This window comes from Aquabacterium commune (assembly GCF_004362855.1).
Lineage (GTDB): Bacteria > Pseudomonadota > Gammaproteobacteria > Burkholderiales > Burkholderiaceae_C > Aquabacterium > Aquabacterium commune.
In genome coordinates this window covers 184,933-206,304 of sequence record NZ_SNXW01000001.1, presented here as the reverse complement: position 1 = coordinate 206,304, position 21,372 = coordinate 184,933, and the positions used below count along the sequence as shown (strand labels likewise).

At 66.0% G+C, this 21,372-nt stretch carries 17 protein-coding genes and 1 tRNA gene; 8 read left to right on the top strand and 10 right to left on the bottom strand.

Going from position 1 to position 21,372, the window contains the following annotated elements:
- Positions 1-14 precede the first annotated feature (14 nt).
- Positions 15-3,971 carry an ATP-dependent RNA helicase HrpA gene (gene hrpA, locus EV672_RS00965; RefSeq protein WP_424923108.1) on the top strand — a complete coding sequence of 1,319 codons (3,957 nt, stop codon included), beginning with the start codon at positions 15-17 and terminating at the stop codon, positions 3,969-3,971.
- Between the two features lie 18 nt (positions 3,972-3,989).
- On the opposite strand, the gene EV672_RS00960 is transcribed toward hrpA, so the two are convergent.
- Complete coding sequence (locus EV672_RS00960; RefSeq protein ID WP_166643400.1) at positions 3,990-5,198, bottom strand: alpha/beta hydrolase family protein; 1,209 nt, start codon at positions 5,196-5,198, stop codon at positions 3,990-3,992.
- Between the two features lie 141 nt (positions 5,199-5,339).
- Between EV672_RS00960 and EV672_RS00955 the strand changes: the two genes are divergently transcribed.
- Positions 5,340-5,416, top strand: a tRNA-Pro gene (locus EV672_RS00955).
- Between the two features lie 193 nt (positions 5,417-5,609).
- Positions 5,610-6,179 carry an FxDxF family PEP-CTERM protein gene (locus EV672_RS00950; protein WP_133605718.1) on the top strand — a complete coding sequence of 190 codons (570 nt, stop codon included), beginning with the start codon at positions 5,610-5,612 and terminating at the stop codon, positions 6,177-6,179.
- 30 nt (positions 6,180-6,209) lie between these two features.
- Here EV672_RS00950 and EV672_RS00945 read toward each other — a convergent pair whose 3' ends face one another.
- Complete coding sequence (locus EV672_RS00945) at positions 6,210-6,851, bottom strand: peroxiredoxin (RefSeq protein ID WP_133605717.1); 642 nt, start codon at positions 6,849-6,851, stop codon at positions 6,210-6,212.
- A 65-nt stretch (positions 6,852-6,916) separates the two neighbouring features.
- Positions 6,917-7,663, bottom strand: coding sequence for an RBBP9/YdeN family alpha/beta hydrolase (locus EV672_RS00940; RefSeq protein WP_133605716.1), 747 nt, complete (start codon positions 7,661-7,663; stop codon positions 6,917-6,919).
- Between the two features lie 173 nt (positions 7,664-7,836).
- On the opposite strand from EV672_RS00940, the gene EV672_RS00935 reads away from it, so the two are divergent.
- Positions 7,837-8,556 (top strand): helix-turn-helix domain-containing protein, encoded by a 720-nt coding sequence (locus tag EV672_RS00935; protein WP_243738446.1) that lies wholly within the window; start codon positions 7,837-7,839, stop codon positions 8,554-8,556.
- A 7-nt stretch (positions 8,557-8,563) separates the two neighbouring features.
- A complete protein-coding gene (locus EV672_RS00930; protein ID WP_133605715.1) occupies positions 8,564-9,778 on the top strand; it encodes a sigma-54 interaction domain-containing protein in 1,215 nt (404 codons plus the stop codon).
- Positions 9,779-9,878: 100 nt separating this feature from the next.
- On the opposite strand, the gene EV672_RS00925 is transcribed toward EV672_RS00930, so the two are convergent.
- The 7 genes from EV672_RS00925 to EV672_RS00895 all read right to left on the bottom strand — a co-directional run bounded on the left by EV672_RS00925 (position 9,879) and on the right by EV672_RS00895 (position 16,636).
- Positions 9,879-10,688: a cytochrome b/b6 domain-containing protein gene (locus EV672_RS00925; protein WP_133605714.1), complete on the bottom strand. Its 810-nt coding sequence runs from the start codon at positions 10,686-10,688 to the stop codon at positions 9,879-9,881.
- Positions 10,685-11,212, bottom strand: coding sequence for a rhodanese-like domain-containing protein (locus tag EV672_RS00920; RefSeq protein ID WP_133605713.1), 528 nt, complete (start codon positions 11,210-11,212; stop codon positions 10,685-10,687). The genes EV672_RS00925 and EV672_RS00920 overlap by 4 nt, the downstream gene beginning before the upstream one ends.
- A 73-nt stretch (positions 11,213-11,285) precedes the next feature.
- Complete coding sequence (locus tag EV672_RS00915) at positions 11,286-12,098, bottom strand: ABC transporter ATP-binding protein (RefSeq protein WP_133605712.1); 813 nt, start codon at positions 12,096-12,098, stop codon at positions 11,286-11,288.
- 60 nt (positions 12,099-12,158) lie between these two features.
- The gene (locus tag EV672_RS00910; protein ID WP_133605711.1) at positions 12,159-12,947 is read right to left on the bottom strand and encodes an ABC transporter permease; all 789 of its coding nucleotides are present in this window, start codon (positions 12,945-12,947) and stop codon (positions 12,159-12,161) included.
- 23 nt (positions 12,948-12,970) lie between these two features.
- Positions 12,971-13,885, bottom strand: coding sequence for an ABC transporter permease (locus EV672_RS00905; protein ID WP_133605710.1), 915 nt, complete (start codon positions 13,883-13,885; stop codon positions 12,971-12,973).
- 38 nt (positions 13,886-13,923) lie between these two features.
- The gene (locus EV672_RS00900) at positions 13,924-15,021 is read right to left on the bottom strand and encodes an ABC transporter substrate-binding protein (protein ID WP_133605709.1); all 1,098 of its coding nucleotides are present in this window, start codon (positions 15,019-15,021) and stop codon (positions 13,924-13,926) included.
- 28 nt (positions 15,022-15,049) lie between these two features.
- Positions 15,050-16,636, bottom strand: coding sequence for a porin (locus tag EV672_RS00895; RefSeq protein ID WP_133605708.1), 1,587 nt, complete (start codon positions 16,634-16,636; stop codon positions 15,050-15,052).
- Between the two features lie 454 nt (positions 16,637-17,090).
- Here EV672_RS00895 and EV672_RS00890 point away from each other — a divergent pair, with 454 nt between their 5' ends.
- The 3 genes from EV672_RS00890 to EV672_RS00880 are packed head-to-tail and all read left to right on the top strand — an operon-like array spanning position 17,091 to position 21,323.
- Positions 17,091-19,433 carry a DUF1549 and DUF1553 domain-containing protein gene (locus EV672_RS00890; protein ID WP_133605707.1) on the top strand — a complete coding sequence of 781 codons (2,343 nt, stop codon included), beginning with the start codon at positions 17,091-17,093 and terminating at the stop codon, positions 19,431-19,433.
- Between the two features lie 46 nt (positions 19,434-19,479).
- Positions 19,480-20,931 carry a DUF1501 domain-containing protein gene (locus tag EV672_RS00885; RefSeq protein WP_133605706.1) on the top strand — a complete coding sequence of 484 codons (1,452 nt, stop codon included), beginning with the start codon at positions 19,480-19,482 and terminating at the stop codon, positions 20,929-20,931.
- Positions 20,931-21,323, top strand: a complete 393-nt coding sequence (locus tag EV672_RS00880) for a hypothetical protein (RefSeq protein WP_133605705.1) — start codon at positions 20,931-20,933, stop codon at positions 21,321-21,323. Before EV672_RS00885 ends, EV672_RS00880 begins: the two co-directional genes overlap by 1 nt.
- Positions 21,324-21,372 lie beyond the last annotated feature (49 nt).

The following is a 21,372-nucleotide window of genomic DNA, read 5'->3' as shown; positions in this document are numbered from 1 at the left end:
CAGTCTTACCCGTGCTGCCCACCATCAGTTTTCCGGAATCCCTGCCCGTCAGCGGCAAGCGCGACGAGATCGAGGCCGCCTTGCGCGCGCACCAGGTCATCATCGTTTGCGGTGAAACCGGTTCGGGCAAGACCACGCAGCTGCCCAAGATCGCGCTGTCGATGGGGCGCGGTGGCTGGGGCCAGGTGCGTGACCCGAACGCCAGGCGCCACGAGCGCCCCAAGCTGATCGGCCACACGCAGCCGCGTCGGATCGCGGCGTCCAGCGTGGCCAAGCGCATCGCCGAGGAGCTGAACTCGCCGCTGGGCGAGGTGGTGGGCTACAAGGTGCGCTTCCAGGACCGCCTGATGCCCGGCGCCAGCGTCAAGCTGATGACCGATGGCATCTTGCTGGCCGAGACCCAGGGCGACCCGGACCTGCGTGCCTACGACACGATCATCATCGACGAGGCCCATGAGCGCAGCCTGAACATCGACTTCCTGCTGGGTTATTTGCGCCAGTTGCTGCCGCGCCGGCCGGACCTGAAGGTCATCGTCACCTCGGCGACCATCGACGCCGACCGCTTCGCGCAGCACTTCGCATCCAGCCAAGGGCCGGCGCCGGTCATCATGGTCTCGGGGCGGCTGTTCCCGGTGGAGCAGCGCTACCGGCCCTTCGAGGAAAGCCGCGAGTACGGCCTCAACGAAGCCATTGCCGATGGCGTGGACGAGCTTTGGCGTGAAGGCGGCATGGGCGGCTCGGGCGACATCCTCGTCTTCCTGCCCGGTGAGCGCGAGATCCGCGAGGCCGCCGACCACCTGCGCAAGCACCTGGCCCAGCACCGAACCGTGGCCACCGTGCTGCCACTGTTCGCGCGCCTGAGCCAGCAGGAGCAGGACGAGGTTTTCCGGACCGGTGGCGGGCGGCGCATCGTGCTGGCCACCAACGTGGCGGAAACCTCGCTGACGGTGCCGGGCATCCGCTACGTGATCGACAGCGGCAGCGCGCGGGTCAAGCGCTACTCCTTCCGCAACAAGGTCGAGCAGTTGCAGATCGAGCCCATCAGCCAGGCCGCGGCCAACCAGCGCGCGGGCCGTTGCGGTCGGGTGGCCAACGGCATCTGCATCCGCCTGTACGACGAGAAGGATTTCAACGCGCGCCCGCGCTTCACCGACCCGGAAATCCTGCGCTCGTCGCTGGCCGGTGTGATCCTGCGGATGAAGTCCCTGCACCTGGGCCTGGTCGATGACTTTCCCTTCATCGAGCCACCGCTGCGCAAGGCGATTGCCGACGGCTACCAGCTGCTCAACGAGCTGGGCGCGGTGGACGACAACAACGAGATCACGCCGCTGGGCATGACCCTGGCCAAGCTGCCGCTGGACCCGCGCGTGGGCCGCATGATCCTGGAGGCCAAAGACCGCCAGGCCCTGGCCGAGGTGCTGGTGATCGCCGCCTCCTTGAGCGTGCAGGACGTGCGTGACCGGCCCATCGACCAGCAGCAGCAGGCCGACCTCAAGCACAAGCAGTTCGACGACGAAAAGTCCGAGTTCATGGGCACGGTCAAGCTCTGGCACTGGCTGGACGAGAGCCGCGGTGGGCACGGGCACCACGAGCCGGGTGCGCCTGAAAAACACAAACTCAGCCACCGCAAGTACGAGGCCCTGCTGCGCGAAAACTTCATCAACCCGCGCCGCGTGCGCGAGTGGAAGGACGTCTATGCGCAACTGCACACGGTCGTGGCCGAGCACAACTGGCGCATGAACGGCTCACCGGCCACCTACGAGCAGGTGCATCTGTCGCTGCTGTCGGGCCTGCTGGGCAATGTGGGCTGCAAGAGCGAGGACGAGGACTGGTACCTGGGCGCGCGCGGCATCAAGTTCCACAAGCACCCGGGCGCCAACCTCAGCAAGAAGCCGGGGCGCTGGATTTTGGCGGCCGAGCTGGTCGAGACCACGCGACTGTACGGCCGTGGCATTGCGAGCATCGAGCAGCCCTGGCTGGTGCAGATGGGTGGTCACCTGCTGAAAAAGCAGATGCTGGAGCCGCACTGGGAGAAAAAGGCCGCCGAGGTCGTGGCGCTGGAGCGTGCGACGCTGTACGGCCTGGTTGTCTATAACAACAAGCGCATCAACTTCGGCCTGGTCAACCCGCGCGAGGCCCGCGAGATCTTCATCCGCGAGGCCCTGGTCAACGACGAGTGGGACACGCGCCTGCCCTTCCTGGCGCACAACCGCAAGCTCATTGCCCAGGTCGAGCAGCTGGAGCACAAGTCGCGCCGCCAGGACGTGCTGGTCGATGAGCACCTGATCTACGCCTTCTACGATGCACAGATCCCGCCCGAGGTGATGAGCGGCCCCAGCTTCGAGCGCTGGTACAAGCACGCCAGCCGCGAGAACCCGAAGCTGCTCTACCTCAGCCGCGAAGAGCTGATGCGCCACGAGGCCGCCGGCATCACGAGCGCGGCCTTCCCCAAGGTCATCCGCTTAGGGGGCGTGGACTGCAGCACCACCTACCTGCACGAGCCCGGCGACGCCCGCGACGGCGTGACCGTGACCGTGCCCATCTTCGCGCTCAACCAGGTCAGCGAAGAGCGCGGCGAGTGGCTGGTGCCCGGCATGCTGAAAGACAAGGTGCTGGCCCTGGTCAAGAGCCTGCACCAAAAGCCGCGCGCGCGCCTGGTGCCGCTGCCCGACTACGCCGAGGCTTTTGTGAGCACCGCCGAGTTCGGCCAGGGCGGACTGATGGACGCCTTGCTCAAGGCCGTGCGCGACAAGACCCAGCTCGATGTGAAGCGTGCCGACTTCAAGCTCGACACGCTCTCGCCGCACCTGTTCATGAACTACCGCGTGGTCGATGAGCACGGCCGGCAGCTGGGGCTGGGCCGCAACCTGCCCGCGCTCAAGGCCGAGCTGGGCGCGCTGGCACGGGGGGCTTTCCAGGCGCTGGCGGCGCTCAAGGCGCAGGAGGTGGTCGGCGGCGGGGAGGTGTCGGCGCAGCCTGGCGCAGCACCTGGGGCAGCGTCAGCCCAGACGGACCGGGGTGCGCAGCGAGTGGCACGCGTGGCTGGCCAGCCGGCGGCACAGGGTGGCCAACCTGCGGCTCAGCCTTCAGGCAAGCCCTCGGCCAAGCCAAGCCAGGCCGCCAGCACCCCGCTGACCGACTGGACCTTCGGCGAGCTGCCCGAGCTGATGGAGATCCAGCGCGGCGGCCACACCCTCATCGGCTTCCCGGCCTTGCTGGACAAGGGCACGCACGTCGAGATCGACATCTTCGACGAGCCGGATGTCGCCGCGCTCAAACACCGCGCGGGCCTGCGACGCCTGGTGGCGCTGCAGATCCGCGAGCCGCTGAAGTACCTGGAAAAGAACATCCCCGACCTGCAGAAGATGGCGATGGCTTTCATGCCCCTGGGCACGGCCGACGAGCTGCGCGAGCAGGTCATCGACGTGGCCCTGGACCGGGCCTACTTGGCCGACCCCTTGCCCACCGATGCGGCCAGCTTCAAGGCCCGGGTCGAGGAAGGCCGCACCCGCCTGAACCTGATCGCCCAGGAAGTGGCCCGCCTGGCCGGCACCGTGCTGACCGAGTACGCTGCCGCCGCGCGCAAGCTCAAGGACGCCAAACCCCCGAAGGACGTGGCCGAAGACATCGCCGCGCAGTTGCAGCGCCTGATGCCCAAGCGCTTCGTGGCCAGCACGCCCTATCCGCAGCTGCAGCACTTTCCGCGCTACCTCAAGGGCATCACCTTGAGGCTGGACAAGCTCAAGGTCGATCCGGCGCGCGACGCCCAGCGCCTGGCCGAGCTGCGCCCGCTGGACCAGCGCCACACCCGCCGCCTGGCCGAGCTCAAGGGCACGCACGACGCGCGTTTGGACGAGTTCCGCTGGCTGCTCGAAGAGCTCCGCATCAGCTTGTTCGCGCAGGAGCTGCGCACGCCGCAGCCCGTCAGCGTCAAGCGCCTGGAAAAAACCTGGGCACAGATCGGCGCTTGATCTGTTCGGGGCGAGCGCTCAGTTCGATCGCGTCAAGGCCCGCACGATGCGCTCGATCACCTGCACCTGTGGCGCAGACCGGGTCAGGTAGCGGGTGCGGTCGGTGCCATCCAGGTAGCCCCACCAGTCCCAGCAGCCATTGGGGTTGGGCTGGATCCATGCCGCATCGGCCAGGCTGGGCACCGCGCCGGCCGAGCAGCTTTCCGACACAGGGCTGCTGCCCTGCTGCACGGCCGGAAACACCACGATCACGCGGAAGTGCTCAGCCCAGTGGATGTAGCCGGTGGTGCGCGCGAAGGTTCTGACATCCTGCTTGCAGCCGTGCAGCGCCACGTGCACGCCGCAGCGGGCACCAGCGGCACGGCAGCTGGGCGGCACATAGAGGTAGCCGGTGGCAGCCATGTCCAGCCGATCACGGCGGTCGCTGCGGTAAGGCCAGAAGGACAGCCACAGCATGTCGGGTGCGATGTAGGGGCTGGCCGATGTCACCTCGTCGATGAAAGGCGTCTGGTCGAAGGGCTGGAGGTCGCTGTCGGGGATCTGGTCGATGCGCTGGCGGGTGTCGAGGGGCCGCTGCGGGAAGAGGGCGTGCAGCAGATCCCGGGCGTTGTCCTCCTGGCCACAGCGGCGCACATAGCTGCTGTCGTTCGGGCTGGTGGTGCAGCTGTCGCCGCCATCGGGCGAGAGGATGCCGTGCCCGGCGTGGTCGCTGCCGTCGGAGGCATTGCCGCGGTCCACCGTGGGCGCCTGACCGATGAAGTCGCGCAGGAAAGCGATGCCCGCGTCACCCGAGGCGGCACGGACCGTGGCGTCGTCGGGGCTGTGGAAGACGAAGGCGCGGGAGAGGCTTTGCGGCTTGCCCGACATCAGCCGGTCGATGGCACCGGACGACGCGAACTGCCTGGCCAGGGGCAGGGTGGTGCTTGGCGCCTCGCGCACGCACATGCACGTGTTGATGGCCTGAGAGACCCGTCCCTGGGCGCAGCCCCATCCGGGCCCTGCGATGGCGCCCACACCCGAGACACCTTGGGAGTGCGCCACCGCGTACTGCACCGCCATGGCCGCGCCCGACGAGATGCCGGAGACGGTGACGTTGCCAGGATCGCCGATGGCCGGCAGGCTGCGGGCAGCCCATGCCGACGTGCTGCCCGCGGTGACTGCCAGCCCCAGCCAGACCGCCAGTGCGATGCGCAGACCTGTGTGCTGGACCTTCATGCGGTGCGCCATGCGCCCTCCCTGGATGCCTCGTTGTGATGCGCACATGCTGGTCTTTGCACGCCGCCCAGGCCATCCCTAGCTCGTTTGAGCGCGGGTGTTGTTCAGAGTGACGCTGACAGGTCACTTTGGCGGCTACAATGCGGACTTCGTCGGGGCGTAGCGCAGCCTGGTAGCGCATCTGCTTTGGGAGCAGAGGGTCGTGAGTTCGAATCCCACCGCCCCGACCATGTCACATCGAGAGCCGCACCGGTTTGTCCGCTGCGGCTCTTTCGTTTGTCGGGCCCGCGCATCGAGCACGAGATTCATTTTGCCTTTGCGTGATGCACTGCACGCCTCGCGCGTGTCGCCCCCTCACCCCTGGGGTGACGGATCCAAGGGCACACGGTTACCTTTGGAGCCTCACTCACACAGAGGTTTTCCATGAAACACGTCGTTCCGTCCGCTTGCCTGGGTTGGTTGCTGGCATTGGCCTGCTGCAGTGCGTCGGCCGGTCAGGACAACCTGGGCCTGCTCGGTGCTGAAGGCACCCAGTTTGGCAACACCTTCTATGCCACCACCTCGGGCTTCACGGACTATTACACCTTCCGCATCGGCGATGCAGGCAGCGTGTCCGGCACGAGCAGCGACGGAGCGCCATCGGGCTCGTCCTCCGGTTCTTACTCGGTGTCGGGCAAGGACGTGGTGCTGACCTCGATCATCCTGGGCAATGCCGGTTTCAGCCAGTACTACGGCGTGGACCTGAGCATTCCCAAAGACGGCTCGCTCAACACCTTCAGTTTCGCTTCACTGGCGGCTGGCACGTACAAGCTGGCCGTGACGGGCTACGTGACGGGCAGCGAGTCCGGCCGCACGTCGGCGTCGTACAGCGGCGTCATCCGGACCAACGCGTCTGTGGCGTCGCCGGCGCCCGAACCCGCCGACCTGGCCCTGACGCTGATGGGCCTGGCCGGTGTCGGCTTCATGCTGCGCAAGCACCGCCCTGCAGCTTGAGCTGCATGGGCGGCAGCGCCATGGCGCGTTTCAGCGCTTGGGCTGAGGCGTCAGGCGCAGGTAGGGCGTGACGGCCACGAAGCCCTTGGGGAACTTCTGGGCGATCAGGGCCGGGTCCTGCAGCGAGGGCACGATGACCACGTCGTCGCCATCCTTCCAGTTGCCCGGCGTGGCCACGCTGTGGTGGTCGGTCAACTGCAGCGAGTCCACCACGCGCAGGATCTCATCGAAGTTGCGGCCCGTGCTGGCCGGGTAGGTGATGGTCAGGCGGACCTTTTTGGCCGGGTCGATCACGAACAGCGAGCGCACCGTGAGGGTGCTGCTGGCGTTGGGGTGGATGAGGTCGTAGAGCTCGGACACCTTGCGGTCGGCATCGGCAATGATCGGGAAGTTCACCACCGTGCCCTGGGTGGTGTTGATGTCGGGGATCCACTTGTCATGGGACTCGACGGTGTCCACCGACAACGCGATCACCTTCACGTTGCGCTTGGCGAACTCGCCCTTGAGCTTGGCCGTGAGGCCGAGTTCGGTGGTGCACACGGGGGTGAAGTCGGCGGGATGCGAGAACAGGATGCCCCAGCTGTCGCCCAACCACTCGTGGAACCGGATGGTGCCCTCGGACGAGGCTTGTTCAAAGTCGGGGGCGGTGTCGCCCAGGCGCAGGCTGGCCATGTGGGGTTTCCTTTCGAGGTGTCGGTGACGGGTTGTCGGTGACGGGTGGGTGAGGGGGAAGGGCGTCAGGGCGTGTCGCAGGCCAGGCCGCACAGGTGGGTGTGCAGGCGTTGCTGCTGGCGCACGAGGTGGTCCACCTTCTGCCGCGCCAGGGGCCAGGGGCCGAAGCCGGACTCGGTGTTGATGTGGCCCACGCGACCCAGGTTGACGAAGCCGCCGCCCCAGGTGTGGGCCCAATCGCGGGCGCGCTCCAGCGGCATCCAGGGGTCGTCTTCGCTGCCGATCACGGTCAGCGGCAAGCCCAGCGAGGCGCGGGGCAGCTCAGCGTTGAGGCCGAACTTCACCGGGTCGGCGGGCGCCACCATCAGGGCGGCCACGATGCGGGCTTGGGTTGGGGCTTCGATGCCGTCTGCCGATGGGCTTGTGGCCTGGCGTGCCAGCCGATGGGCCAAGTGCTGGGCCAGGGCCAGGCAGCCGAAGCTGTGGGCCACGGCGACCCAAAGCGTGTGGCGGCTGCTGCGCGCCAGGGTGTCGCCGATGCGCTCTGACCAGCTGCTCAGCTCAGGTTGATGCCAGTCGCGCTGCGTCACGCGGGCGGCGTCCACGTACTGGCTTTGCAGCCAGGTCTGCCAATGGGCATCGCCGCTGTCGCGCAGGCCGGGGATGACCAGCACCCGCACCGACGGACGTTGTGGATGCTGAGGACGCGTCAGGCGCGGCGCCGCGCTGGCCTGGGGCCACGACAGGCAGGCCGCAGCAGCATGGGGCTGGGTGGCGCTGTGGTGTTCGTGAAAGCGGGCAGGGCGGTTCATGGAAACCGACTGTGGGCCTGCAAGCCAGCCGCAGACAAGCGAGGAATGTGCATGAGGTGCTTGCACATGCGCTCCCGGCAGATGGCCATGCGAATCGCGTCTTTGCCCGCGGGCGGCTGCTTGGTTAAGGTGGACGACCTTGTCCCTGCCCCAAGCTGCCCGAGAAACACCACATGACTTCGCCTGCCACCGTCTGGGTCCGTGACCGCCAAGCCGCAGCCAGCCCCTGGAGCGGGGCCGAGCGCACGGGCACCTTGCCGATCGCGGCCCGCACCGAGCGCAGCGCGACGGTGCTGGCATCGCGCGCCTCGGCCAGCGAGGCCATGGTCTGCCACACGGTGGGCGGCAACCTGCGACGCCTGCGCCAGCAGCACCGCCTGTCGCTCGAGCAGCTCTCGGGTCACAGCGGGGTGTCGCGTGCCATGCTCAGCCAAGTCGAGCAGGGCCGCAGCGTGCCCAGCATCAAGACCTTGTGGCAGGTGGCGCAGGCCTTGGGCGTGTCGGTGTCGTGGTTCCTGGAGCCCACCCACGACGACGCCGTGCTGCTGCTGCAGCCTTCGCCGGACAGCCCCGCGCAGTTGCCATCGGAAGGGGCCGAATTGCGGCCTCTGCAGCGTGCCCGTGACGGGCACCGCGAAGCTTTCTACGAACTGCGCCTGGCCCCCGGTGGACGCCTGACCCTGCCGGCCACGGTGGCCGCGCGCCGCGTCAATGTGGCGGTGTCCACCGGCGTGCTCGATGTCGTCCTGCACGGGCAGCGCCACCTGGTGCGCCCGCGGGAATCCTTGCAGTACGAGGCCACCGACGCGCTGGAGTGGCACAACAGCTGCCATGTCCAGGTGCAGGCCTTTGTGTTGATCCGCACCCCGGGTGCCCAAGACAGCCAAGGGTGAGCCCAGGATGCCAGAACGTTTGCTGACCCTGCCCGAATCGTCGGCCTCCTCGCTGTCGATCCGCGCCAAGGCGCTGGTCTTCCATGACCCCGCATCGCTTCAGCTGCTGCGCGATGTCGAGCGCATCGCCCGCAGTGAAGCTACCGTGCTGGTCACCGGGGAAACCGGCACGGGCAAGGAGTTGATCGCGCGGCACATCCACGCCGTCAGTGGCCGCACCGGGCCGTTCGTCGCGGTGAACTGCGGTGCTTTCAGCGAGACGCTGATCGACGCCGAGCTGTTCGGGCACGAGTCCGGCGCCTTCACGGGCGCTTCGCATGCCCGCGCGGGCTGGTTCGAAGCCGCCAACGGTGGCACCTTGTTCCTCGATGAAATCGGGGACTTGCCGCTGGGTTTGCAGGTCAAGCTGTTGCGTGTTTTGCAGGAGCGCCAGGTGGTGCGCCTGGGCTCGCGCCGCGGCATCCCGCTGGACGTGCGCCTGGTGGCCGCGACCAACATCGACCTGGCGCGGGCCGTCGAGGCCCAGCACTTCCGCGCTGACCTGTACTACCGCTTGAGCGTGGCCAGCGTGCGCCTGCCGCCGCTGCGCGAGCGCCCCGCCGACATCCTGCCCTTGGTGCGGCATTTCATTTCGGTTTATCGCAGCCGGCTCCACTTGGGAGATGTGGCCGTCAGCGAGGCGGCGCAAGACGCGCTCACGCAGTACAGCTGGCCGGGCAACATCCGCGAGCTGGAAAACGTCATCCACTACGCCCTCATCGTCTGCCGCGATCACACCATCGAGCCTCAGGACATCCGGCTGCTGCCCTTGACCAACCGGCCCGCACAAGCCGCCGATGCCTCGGTGTTGCGTGTGGGCGGGCTGGGTTCTGGCGGAACGGCAGATGCGAACGACCGCTCCCCGGCGAGCGCACCGATGCCGGTCTCTGGCGTTGCCGAGGTTGCCGGCGCGTCCGCTGCGTCTGCGGGTCTGGCCTTGCTGCATTCGGCTTGCCAGGCGTTGCTGGATTCGGGTTGGCCAGATTTGTTCGACACAGTCGAATCGACCCTGGTCCATGCAGCCTTTGCCCATGCGGGCAGCAACCAGGTGCGCGCCGCGCGCTTGTTGGGCATCACCCGCAACATGATGCGCACCCAGCTCAAGCGCCACGGCTTGCTGCAAGGGGATGATTTGCAGCCGGATGTGGCAGAAGCGGGTGCTTCGTCGGCATCGATCGCTTGACGGCTGCCTCGCATTGGTCACCGTCGCGCGCACCAAAGCGGCTTCACCTGGAAAGGCAAAGCCGCTTTGCCCTTGGGTCACGCTGCTTGACGATGTTCACTCACCAGGCAGGCGCCGCTGTGGCGGTGCCCGAGGCAGCCGATGCCCCATCGCTGGCGGGCTGCGCAGCCTGAGAGCTTGCATCGGATGTCGATGTCGCGTTCGACGTCGATGGGGCGGGGCCTTGCCAAAGGGTCTGCCATTCGCCACTGGCGGCATAGGCTGCCAACAGACCGAGGCACAGCGCGACGGCAAAGGCTCCGGCATGGGCTGGGCGAGGGCCCAGCTGGCTGCGCGGCACCTCTTGCCAACCCGTCACCATCGCCGGCACCAGTCGCACGCGCTTGACCGCGGCGTAGAAGCCGATGGCGCCCACGTGCAGGGCGATCAGTGCGTACAGACCGTTGACCAGGCGATGGTGCCACCCGGTCAGGCTCTGAACGAGTTCCTCGTCCACCCGGGCAGAGAGCGGGCCGGCGAAAGCGATGTCATCGTTGCTGAACAAGCCCGTGCCGACCTGTGCAGCCAGCAGGCCCAGCAGGGCCACCACGGACAAGGCCCCCAGCGGGTTGTGCCCGATGCCTTGCCAGCGACCTCGCAGGTGGGCCAGCAAGGCGCCGGGACCCGGCAGGAACTGCGCGAAGCGCGCTGTCTCCGATCCCAGCAACCCCCAGGCCAGGCGAAAGGCGATCAGGCCCACGATGGCGATGCCAGCGCGGCCATGCCAGACCATCCATTCACCGCCCAGCAGGCCGGTGGCGATGGCCGCGGCCACGGCGGCCAACAGCAACCAGTGGAAGGCCCGCAAAGGGGCATCCCAGACGCGCACCCGGTGGGTGAGCGCGTCACCGGACAGGGTGCTGCGGCTCATCGCGAAGCGACGGGGCTGGACGCCGAGGCAGTGGCGGCCGAGGCAGCCGGTGCGGGCGGCGGCGTGATCTTGGCGATGCTGCCACCGGCTTCGGCGTAGTCCAGCGAGCCGACGGCACCGGCCACCTTGTAGCCCTTGCTGCTCAGCAGATCACCGGCTGCGCCAGCGCGGTGAGCACGGTTCGAAACGGTCAGGATCACGCGGTCCTTGGGGATGTACTCCAGCGCCTCGGGCAGGTCCTTGATCTGCACGCTGAGGTAGACGGGGAAGCTGCCGTTCTTGGTGAGCTCGTCCGGGCGGCGCACGTCGATGATCAGCAGCTTCTTGGGGTTGCCCAGCAGCTTGTCCACGTCGTTGCGGCTGAGCTGCTGGGTCTTGTAGGTCCAGGGCGGGGCCACATAGGTGCTGGTCGTTGTCGTCGATGTGGCTGCAGCGGGAGCCGCAGGCGCGTTCTGCGCCATGGCGGGCAGGCTCATGGCGGCGGTGGACAGCAGGGCGATGGCGGTGTGTTGGAAGCGGTGCATGGCGTTGGAAGATGGAAAGAAAAATGTGAAGTGATGACAGCGAAAGTGATGACAGCGTGTGGGGAGATGCGCCTCAAGCGGCCAACGGGTCGCTGGATCGCGCCAGCCGTTCCGCCACCGTGGCGTGGTTGATTTCGTGGTTGAACTCACTGAGCACGTCGTCCTTGATGGCGACGAACTCGGCGCTGGCGCGGTCACGCGGACGTGCCAGCGACACATCGACGATGCGCTTGATGCGGCCTGGCCGGGGCTCCATCACCACGATGCGGTCGCCCAGGTAAACGGCTTCTTCCACGTCGTGGGTGACCAGAACGGCCGTGATGCCCTCGGCCTGCCAGATGCGTTGCAACTCCTGTTGCAGGCGGGTGCGTGTCAGGGCGTCGAGTGCGCCGAAGGGCTCATCGAGCAGCAGCACCTCGGGGCGGTTGACCAAGGCGCGCGCGATGGCCACACGCTGCGACATCCCGCCAGAGAGCTGGTAGGGGTAGGCCGTCTCGAAGCCTTTGAGGCCCACGAGCGCGATGTGCTCCTTGACGCTGCGGTCTTTCTCGGCCTGGGTGCCGGGTGCGTTCAGCAGGCCCAGTGCGACGTTCTGCTCGACGTTCAACCAGGGGAACAGGCGGTGCTCCTGGAACACGATGCCGCGCTCCAGGCTGGTGCCCTGGATGGGTTTGCCGTCCAGCAGCAACTTGCCGCTGTAGCCCGACTCCAGGCCGATCAGCAAGCGAAGCAGCGTGGATTTGCCGCAGCCGCTGGAGCCGACGATGCTGATGAACTCGCCCGGCCGGATCGAGAGGTTGATGTCTTGCAGCACCTTCAAGGGCTGGCCCTTGACCTCGTACTGCTTGTGAAGTTGCTGGATGTCGATGGTGCCTGCGTGGGACATGAGAGGCTCCTTTGAAAAAAAAGCGGTGCGTGACAAAAGAGAGGGGGGCAGCGTCGAAGCTCAGCGGCGTTGCGGGGCGCGCCAATGCAGCAAGCGGGCTTCTGCCAGGGTGGCCAAGCGGTTGAAGACCACGCCGACGGTGCCGATGGCCAGCAGGCCGAAGAGGATCAGTTCGACGTTGAAGGCACTGCGACCCTTGAAGACGATGTTGCCGATGCCGTGGCCGTCGTTGACCAGCAGGAACTCCGCACCGATGGTGGCCAGCCAGGCGTAGATCAGGCCCAGGCGCAAGCCGCCCAGGATCTGCGGAGCCGCAGCCGGCCACACCAGCCGGCGCAGCGTTTGCCAGGCTGTGAAGCGGTAAACCCGTGCCACCTCCGCGTGTGCCTGCGTCACGCCCTTGACGCCTTCGAGCGTGCCCAGCACGACCGGGTAAAACGCCGAGAACGCGATGAAGATGACCTTGGCCCCATCACCGGTGCCCAAGATGGCCGACAGCAACGGCAGCCAGGCGAACAGCGAGATCTGACGCAGGGTGTGGAAGGTCGGTCCGATGAGCTTGTCGGCCAGCCTGGACACACCGATGAGCGTGCCGACGGCCACGCCGGCCAGCGCGCCGATGGCAAAGCCCGACAGGTCGCGCCACAGGCTTTGCGCCACGCCCGCGTAGAACGAGGCCTGCTGCAGTTCGTGGATGGCGGTGGTCACGACGCCTTGCGGCGGCACGATCAAGCGGGTGTTGACCCAATGCAGTTGGGTGGCGGTGAACCACAGGGCGATGAAGGCGGTGGGCAGCACCCAGCCACGCCAAGCGAAGCGTGGTGTGTTATTCGTGGTGGTGTTGGGCATGGTCGTTGCGGTCGTGAAAGCGATCAGAAGGCGTTGCGGCGCCAGCCTTGCAGGCGGGACTCGATCAGGCGCAAAGCCAGCTCGATCACGATGCCGAGCACGCCGATGGCGAACATGGACACGATGACCATGTCGATCTGGCTGAGCGATCGGCTGTAGGACATGAAGAAGCCCAGACCCTCGCTGGAAGACAGCAGCTCCACGAAGATGGTGGTCAGCCAGGCCTGCATCACACCCTGGCGCAGGCCGGTGAAGAGCGCGGGCGTGGTGGCCGGCAGCACGATGCGGGTGAGCGTCTGCCAGGCACCGAACTGGTACACGCGGCCCACCTCCAGCAGAGCGCCTGGGATGTTGGCGATGCCGTTGAGTGTGCTCAGTGCCACGGGCACCACCACGGCGATCGAGATGGCCGAGAGCTTCAACCCCTCGTCGATGCCGACGAAAATGATCAGCAACGGGATCCAGCCCAGCACGGGCAACTGGGCCAGGGCATTGAAGGTCGGGAAGACAAAGGCCTTCGCGCGTTCCGACAGGCCCATGGCAAAGCCCAGCAACAGGCCGAAGCTGCCACCGATCAGCAAGCTCAGGGCCGCACGCCGGGCGCTGTGCCCGACGTGCACCTGCAGCTCACCGCTCTCCCAAACGATGCCGAGAGACTCCCAGACGAACGCGGGTGACGGCAAGATCTGCTCTGCGATCCAGTGGCGGTCGGCGGCCGTCCACCACAGGGCGTAAAGCAGGGCAGGCAGGATCAGGCCCAGGGCCGCGGTCCCGAGGGAACTTGCCAGCCAGGTCGCGCCGTCGGCGATGCGTTGCCGCCAGGCCTTGGCCGAAGCCGGTACTGCCTGAGGCTGGGGGAAGCTCCGCTGGAGCGGCAGCGCAGACGCGGCTGTGGGCTCTGGCGGAAAGATCGCGATGTCATCGCTGGACACGGCCATGGTGGGAATCTCCTGGGAACGCGGGTGTCAGGCTGGGGTCAGGTGCGGACGAACTTGCCGGTGGCGTCCTGGGTGGGCCAGTACGTCTCCAGCTTCTGCTCGCGCAATGCGTTGTTGAGGTACTTGGGCTCGATCCAACCTTCCAGGCTCACCTCGCGGCGAGACAGGCGGTAGCCCTTGATCTCGTCGATGGAGCGCTGGATGGACGCGGTGTAGTAGTCGTCCAGCAGCGGGTTGTGGCGCGAGCGCAGGTCCTTGGTGCGGTCCCACACGCGCTTGTTGTCGATGTAGGTGTTCACGCCCGAGCGGGTCCAGTACTGGTACTGGGTCTCGCGGTTGGCTTCCAGCGTGCTCCAGTGGGCTGTCTTGACCACGCGGTTGACGATGCGCTGCACCAGATCGGGGTACTTCTGCTCGAAGGCTTCACCGACCCAGAGGGAGCCAGGGCGGTTGATGATGGGTTCGTCGTAGATCTCGGCCAGACGCTTGGCCACACCGCGGGCTTCCAGGCCGAAGGGCGTTTCGATGGCGCCGTGCACGTCGCCCGTGGAGAGCGCGGCCACGCGGTCGTCGCGGATCTGGCTGATGATGCGGAACTGCTTTTCGGGTTCCTTGAAGCCGTACTTGTCCAGGAAGCGGTACAGCGTCAGCTGGCCAGCGGTTCCCTTCTGCACCGACAAGGTCTTGCCTTGCAGGTCGGACAGGCTCTTGGCGCTCGAAGCTGCCGGGGTGATGAAGTACACGTCGCCGCCGCGACCCGAGGACAGCAGGATTTTGTGCTTCAGACCGGTGGAGCGGCCCACGATCAGCGGCAAATCACCGTGGCCGAAGCAGAAGTCGAGCAGGCCGTTGGCATACGCCTCGTTCAAGGCCGGGCCGGCGCCCACGTAGTACTTCCATTCGATCTTGATGCCTTCGGCGGCGAACTCTTGCTCCAGGTCGCCACGGAAGACGACGTTGGCGGTGAAGCCGGAGGTGGGCAAGGGGCGGCCACCGGTGCCTGCGCCGGGGAAGCCGATGCGGATGGTGGTGGGCTTGCCGCCCGCTTGTGCGCGTGCGGTGCCAGTGGACAGGCCGATCAGGGCGGGCGCAGCCAGGCCAGAGGTCAGGAGGGTGTTGAATGAACGGCGTTTCATGTTGTTGGACTCCGGTGATGTGAGGTGATCAGAAGGCAGCGACGAGCTGGGCCTGGACGCCGTTTTGCCGCTTGCCCACGGTCGTGGTGTTGGGCAAGAGGGCGTCCACGCCGTTCTGGTTGCGGTCCTTGAAGTAATTGATCTGGAAGCGGGTGGTTTCGGCGAAGAACACGTTCAGGCCCAGCGTGGTGCGGAACTGGCGGTCTTTGCGTGACTTGTCGGCGCGGTTGGGGTCGAAGGTGTCGGCGCGAACGAAGGCCTGGAAAGAGGTGGGCCAGAAGTCGTCGAACTTGCCCTGGTTGCGCGAGCTGGCCAGGAACTGCTCACCAAAGGTGTAGCCCAGGTTGATGTACTGACCGACGCCGCGCTTGAAGTCGTCAGGGTTGATCAGGCGCGATTGAGCCAGGGTGAGCCCAGCGGGTGTCGTGGCCGTTGCCGCGACGCCCGGGCCGATCTCGGTTTTGCCGTAGGCCCATTCGTAGGCGATTGAGAAGGGCAGGTGGGTCCAGTTGATGTCAAAGCCGCGGATGCTTTGCTCGCCGCTGCGGCCTGTCAGCGATGTGGCCAAAGCCGTGGGGCTGGCACTGGTGGCGATCGTCGGGTTGCGCTTGTAGTACGACACACCGAACTGCAGTTGGCGCAGCCAACTCGTGTAGTCCACCGGCAAGGTGTAGGCCACGCGGGCAATCCAGTCGCGGTTGGAGTTGTTGTCGTTCTTGTTGGGGCCGTTGCCGTTGAAGAAGCCCAGCGAGTACTGCAGCAGCGGCGCGCGGTAGTTGTTGGTGAAGTCGACGTAGGGGTCGTAGTCGCCTTGCACCAGCAGGCCGACCTGGCGGTCGGCCAGGCCCAGGCCGCTGACAAACAAGGCGTTGTTGATCACGGCACGGACTTCGGGGTCGAGCGCGGGCGCGTCCAAGCCGAAGGGAACGGCCTGCTGGCCGAGGGTGATGGTGCCAATCGGGTCTTCCAAGTTGCCGGTGGCCGGCTGGAAGCTGTAGCGGGCCCAGGCATCTGTCAGGTTGACCTGTGAGTTGTTGGTGGCGTTGGTTCCGGTCGAGGCCACGCTCAGGGCGACTCTGTAAGTCAGGTTCTTGCCTTCGGCATAGTCGCGGTAGAGGTTGCCCGCGAAGTTCAACGCCACGCTGGGCGCTCTGAAGCCGTTCTTGCGGGGCTCACCGGGTGCGCCAGCGGTGGCTGCCGTGGTCTGGCTGTCGCCGACCTGGAAGGCTGGGCTGCGCTTGTCATAGCCCAGGGTGACGCTGCCGCCAATGCGGGTGTTGCGCAGCACGCTGGGGATGTTGCGTTCCTGCAGTCGTGACTGGTCGTACTTGTAGTTCTCCAGGTCGGTGCGCAAGCCTTGGATGTCGGCCTTGGAGGCCGATGTGCGTGCATCGATGCTCTCCTGGCTCTCACCTTCGGCCGGTGCGGCAGGTGCAGCCGTGCTGGCAGGGCCCTGCTTGACCAGGCCGCGCAACTCTTCAACTTGGCGGCGAAGCTCTTCGACCGTGTTCTTGAGGGATTGCACCTCGTTGTTGCTGGACTGGGCTTGGGCGGTGACGCTGCTCAGCGCGATCAGCGCCGCGATGGCCACCTGTGTTTTTTTCTGGAAAGGCACCTTGATAACTCCTGTGTCGATGGCTGTCTGGAATTTTTTGAGAATCCAATCTATTGCAGGGTTTGTGCCAGCCGGTTTGCGGGTGAATTCAGGGGTTTTGAGAGGCTTGTGTTGATTTATGCAAAGCGTGGCGGTGATTTTTCAGCATCTCATGTGTTGGGGATTCAACTTTCCCGACTGTCAGGTGCCTTCTGATGACGCCATGAGGGGATCTCATGTGCACATGACTTTTGAAAATAAGTATTTAAATCAATAACTTACGTCTATACAGCTTTCGTGTGAAATCCATGGGTGATTTGGCACAACATTTGCGTTTGCCTGACCCTGCATCCGATGCATCCAGGCAGTTGGCGTGCTGTTGCCATGAAGTGTCGGGCCGGGTTTTGGTTATTGGATATATCCCAAGAAAGCAAGCAAATGATTTTTTCGCGTATCGCATCTGGAGGGCTTGAAAATGAATAAGAAGTGGCTTGTTTCTGCCGCTGCCGGTCTCGTGGCTGTTTCTCTGCATGCCGCCGAAACCCAGCAGGCCGAGCCTTCGACCAAATCCACATCTGCCACGTCTGCGCGCTGGAGCCCCTACCAGGCAGTCAAGGCGCCGGTGGTTCCCCAGGTCAAGAACGGCAAGTGGGTGCGCTCGCCCGTCGACGCCTTCGTGTTGGCCCAACAGGAAGCCGCTGGGCTGAAGCCGTCGGCTGAAGCCGATCGCGCCACCTTCATCCGTCGCGCCACCCTGGACGCCTGGGGCCTGCTGCCCACGCCGGAGGAGATCAAGGCCTTCGTCAACGACAAGTCGCCCAAGGCCTACGAGAACCTGGTGGACCGCCTGCTGGCGTCGCACCACTTCGGCGAGCGTCAGGCCCGCCGCTGGCTGGACCTGGCCCGCTACGCCGACAGCACCGGCTTCCAGAACGACAACACGCGCCCGAACAACTGGCGTTACCGCGACTACGTCATCAACGCCTTCAACCAGGACAAGCCCTTCTCGCGCTTCATCCAGGAGCAGGTTGCGGGTGACGAACTGTGGCCTGACAGCCAGGAGGCGCGCGTCGCCACTGGCTTCCTGGCCGGCTACCCCGACAACTTCAACTCACGCGACCTGGTGCAGCGCAAGTACCAGATCGAAACCGACATGACCGACCTGGTCGGTGAGACCTTCCTGTCCAGCACCATCGGTTGCGCCCGTTGCCACAACCACAAGTCGGACCGCGTCAGCCAGAAGGAGTACTTCCAGCTGCAGGCCTTCTTCGCCAACACCGCCTTCAACGAGAAGACGCCGTTGGCCCAAGGCACCGAGACCGAATACGACAAGGAGTTCCTCAAGGCCCAGGCCGCCTACCAGGACGCCACCAAGGACATCCGCGCCAAGCAGAAAGCCATCCTGGACACCGTGCGCGAGGCCGGTCGCAAGTACTACAACGAGCGCTACCTTGACGACAGCCGCGCCGCCATCTTCAAGCCCGAAGGCGAGTGGACCGCGCTTGACAAGTGGGTGAACTGGCGCAAGCAGGCCGTGGCGTCCGACAACGAAATCGTCCAGTACCTGCGCAACACCGCCGAGGAGAAGGACCGCACCGACCACAATCCCGACAACGTCGAGAAGTGGAAGCAGTACCAGGCCCTGCAGGCCGAGCTCAAGAAGTTCGACAAGCTCAAGCCCGCCAAAGGCAGCACCTGGCTGACCACGGCTTTCGAGCTGACGAACAAGGAGGTGCCGGCCACCCATGTGCGCTTCGGTGGCATCCATGAGCGTCCGCTGGAAGCGGTGAACCCGGGCATCCCGGCGCTGTGGGGGGGCAAGGGTGAGGTCGCCATCACGCCGACGGACAAGTCTTCGGGTCGCCGCAGCGCGCTGGCCCAGTGGCTGAGCAGCGACAGCAACCCACTGACCGCCCGCGTGTACGCCAACCGCGTGTGGGCCCAGTACTTCGACAAGGGCATCGTGCCGACCGTGGCCGACTTCGGTCGGGCTGGCCAGAAGCCCACGAACCCCGAGTTGCTGGACCACCTGGCTTCGCGCTTCGTGGCGAACGGCTGGAGCGTCAAGAAGTTGCACCGCGAGATCCTGCTGTCGGCGACCTACCGCCAGGCTTCCGATGAGCGCGCTGAGGTGGTCAAGGCCGACCCGGAGAACAAGCTGCTGGCGGTTTACCCCCGCAAGCGCCTGGAAGCCGAAGTCATCCGTGACTCGCTGCTCTACGCATCGGGCCTGCTGGTGGACAAGGTCGGTGGCCCCTCGGTGTTCCCGCCGGTGCTGAAGGTCGGTGATGTGGGGAAGTCGCAAGACTTCAATGGCAACCGCGCCTGGACGGTGTCGGAGAACAAGGAAGACTGGCACCGCCGCAGCATCTACGTGTTCACGCGCCGCAGCTTCCCGTACCCCATCACGCAGAACTTCGACCCGGCCAACCCGAACAACCCGCACCACAAGCGGGACGTGACGACCACGCCGCTGCAGGCCCTGACGCTCTTCAACAGCGAGGTCGTCTTTGACTGGAGCCAGGCGCTGGCAGGCCGCGTGATCAACGAGGCCGGCCCGAGCGAAGACGCCCAGCTCAGCCGCGTGTACGAAATCCTGTTCGCCCGTGACCCGAGCAAGACCGAGCGTGCTGCCCTCAAGCAGTTCCTCGCCGAGCAGCAGATCGCCATCCGCCAGAAGGTCGCCACCGGCAAGTTCGAAGTGGCCGTGCCCCAGGGCCTGAAGGACACCAAGAACTACGACCCGGTGCGCTCCGCCGCCTTCGTGGACCTGGTGCACACGGTGGCCAATTCGAACAGCTTCGCCTACCGGTTCTGAGCCCGATTTTTTCAACACATCGATTGAACGAAGACAAGGAACACACATGAGCAACGATCAACGTCGCGCCTTTTTGCGCCAAGCCGGCCTGGGCCTGGGTGGCGCCGCCCTGGGCGGTTTCATCCCCGGCATCGGCCACGTCAGTGCCGCCACCGCGGCCGAGCTGCTGGACCCGCTGGCGACCAAGGCGCCGCAGTTTCCCGCCAAGATCAAGTCGGTGATCTGGTTGCACCAGAACGGCGCGCCTTCCACGCTGGACCTGTACGACCACAAGCCCGACCTGCAGAAGCTGGCCGGCCAGCCGGTGCCTGCCTCCTTCCTCAAGGGCATCAAGACCAGCACGCAGGGCGGCGTGGGCAAGCTGTACGCGTCCAACGAACGCACCTGGAAGCAGCATGGCGAAAGCGGTGCGTGGTTCTCCAACCTGCTGCCCAACCTGGCCACCCAGGCCGACAAGCTGACCTTCATCAAGTCCAGCACCACCGTGGGCGCCACCCACGACATTTCCATCCTCAAGCTCAACACGGGTGACCTGAACCCGGGCCGTCCCTCGCTGGGCGCCTGGATCAACTACGCCCTGGGCTCGGCCAACCCCGACCTGCCGTCCTACGTGGTGCTCTACAACGGCGACCGCGAGCCTTCGGCCGGTTCGGTCAACTGGAGCGCAGGCTTCCTGCCGGCCGTCTACCAGGGCACGGCCTTCCGCCCCGGCGACTCTCCCATCCTCTACCTGGAGCGCCCCGAGTTGCGCAACGCCGTGCAGCAGCGCACCTCGCTGGATTTGCTCAAGCGCCTGAACCTGATCGGTGCCGAACACTACCCGCACGACACCGAGCTGAAGGCCCGCCTGCAGTCCTATGAACTGGCCGACCGCATGCAGGCCGCCGCACCCGCTGCGGTGGACATCGGCAAGGAAAGCGCCGCCACGAAGGAGCTGTACGGCCTGAACGACAAGACCAGCCAGAGCTATGGCGAGGTGCTGCTGCGCGCCCGCCGCCTGGTGGAGCGCGGCGTGCGCTTCGTGCAGGTGGTGTCGGGCTTCCCCGAGGGCGTGGACATCGACCGCCAGAGCTGGGACGCCCACAGCGAGCTGGACGCCAACCACGCCGTCATGGCCCGCATGGTGGACAAGCCCATCGCCGGCCTGCTGCACGACCTGAAGGAGCGCGGCCTGCTGGACAGCACGCTGGTGGTGTGGACCTCCGAGTTCGGCCGCACCTCCTGGGGCGAAAGCGGCACCGGCCGCGACCACAACCCCTGGGGCTACACGCAGTGGATGGCCGGTGGTGGCCTCAAGGCCGGCTTCACTTACGGTGAAACCGACGAGGTGGGCCTGCAGGTGGCCGACAAGGACAAAGCCGTGGACACCTACGACTTGCACGCCACCGTGCTGCACCTGATGGGCCTGGACCACCTCAAGACGACCTTCATCCACAACGGCCGTTCCGAGCGCCCGACCGTGGTGTACGGCAAGGTCATCAAGGAGATCCTGGCCTGATGCTGAAAGGAGCCCGCAAGACCTGGGTCGCGCTGGCCCTGCTGGCTGCGGTGTTCGGAGGCGTTCGCGCCGCCGACACCGAGCTGGACATGGACCTGATGCAGACCATCGAGGACACCAACAAGAGCCTGGCCTCGAACATCGCCACGCAGAACGCCCCCGGCAGCACCTCGGACGCCAAGGAGTTGCAGGCGCTGTTCGGCAAGGTGGAGGCGCATTTCGTGGCCAAGGGCGATGCGCCCGATGCCGTGGACCTGTCGCGCAAGAGCCGTGAGTTGTCCGAAGCCATCGTCAAGTCGGTGGCGACCAAGGATTTCGGCACGGCGTCTGACTCGGCCACGACCTTGTCGCGCACCTGCCGCACCTGCCACACCTTCTACAAGAAGTCCTGAGGGTGTGTTTTGCCGAACCAAGTTGTGAACCAAACGATGGGTGCCGTGT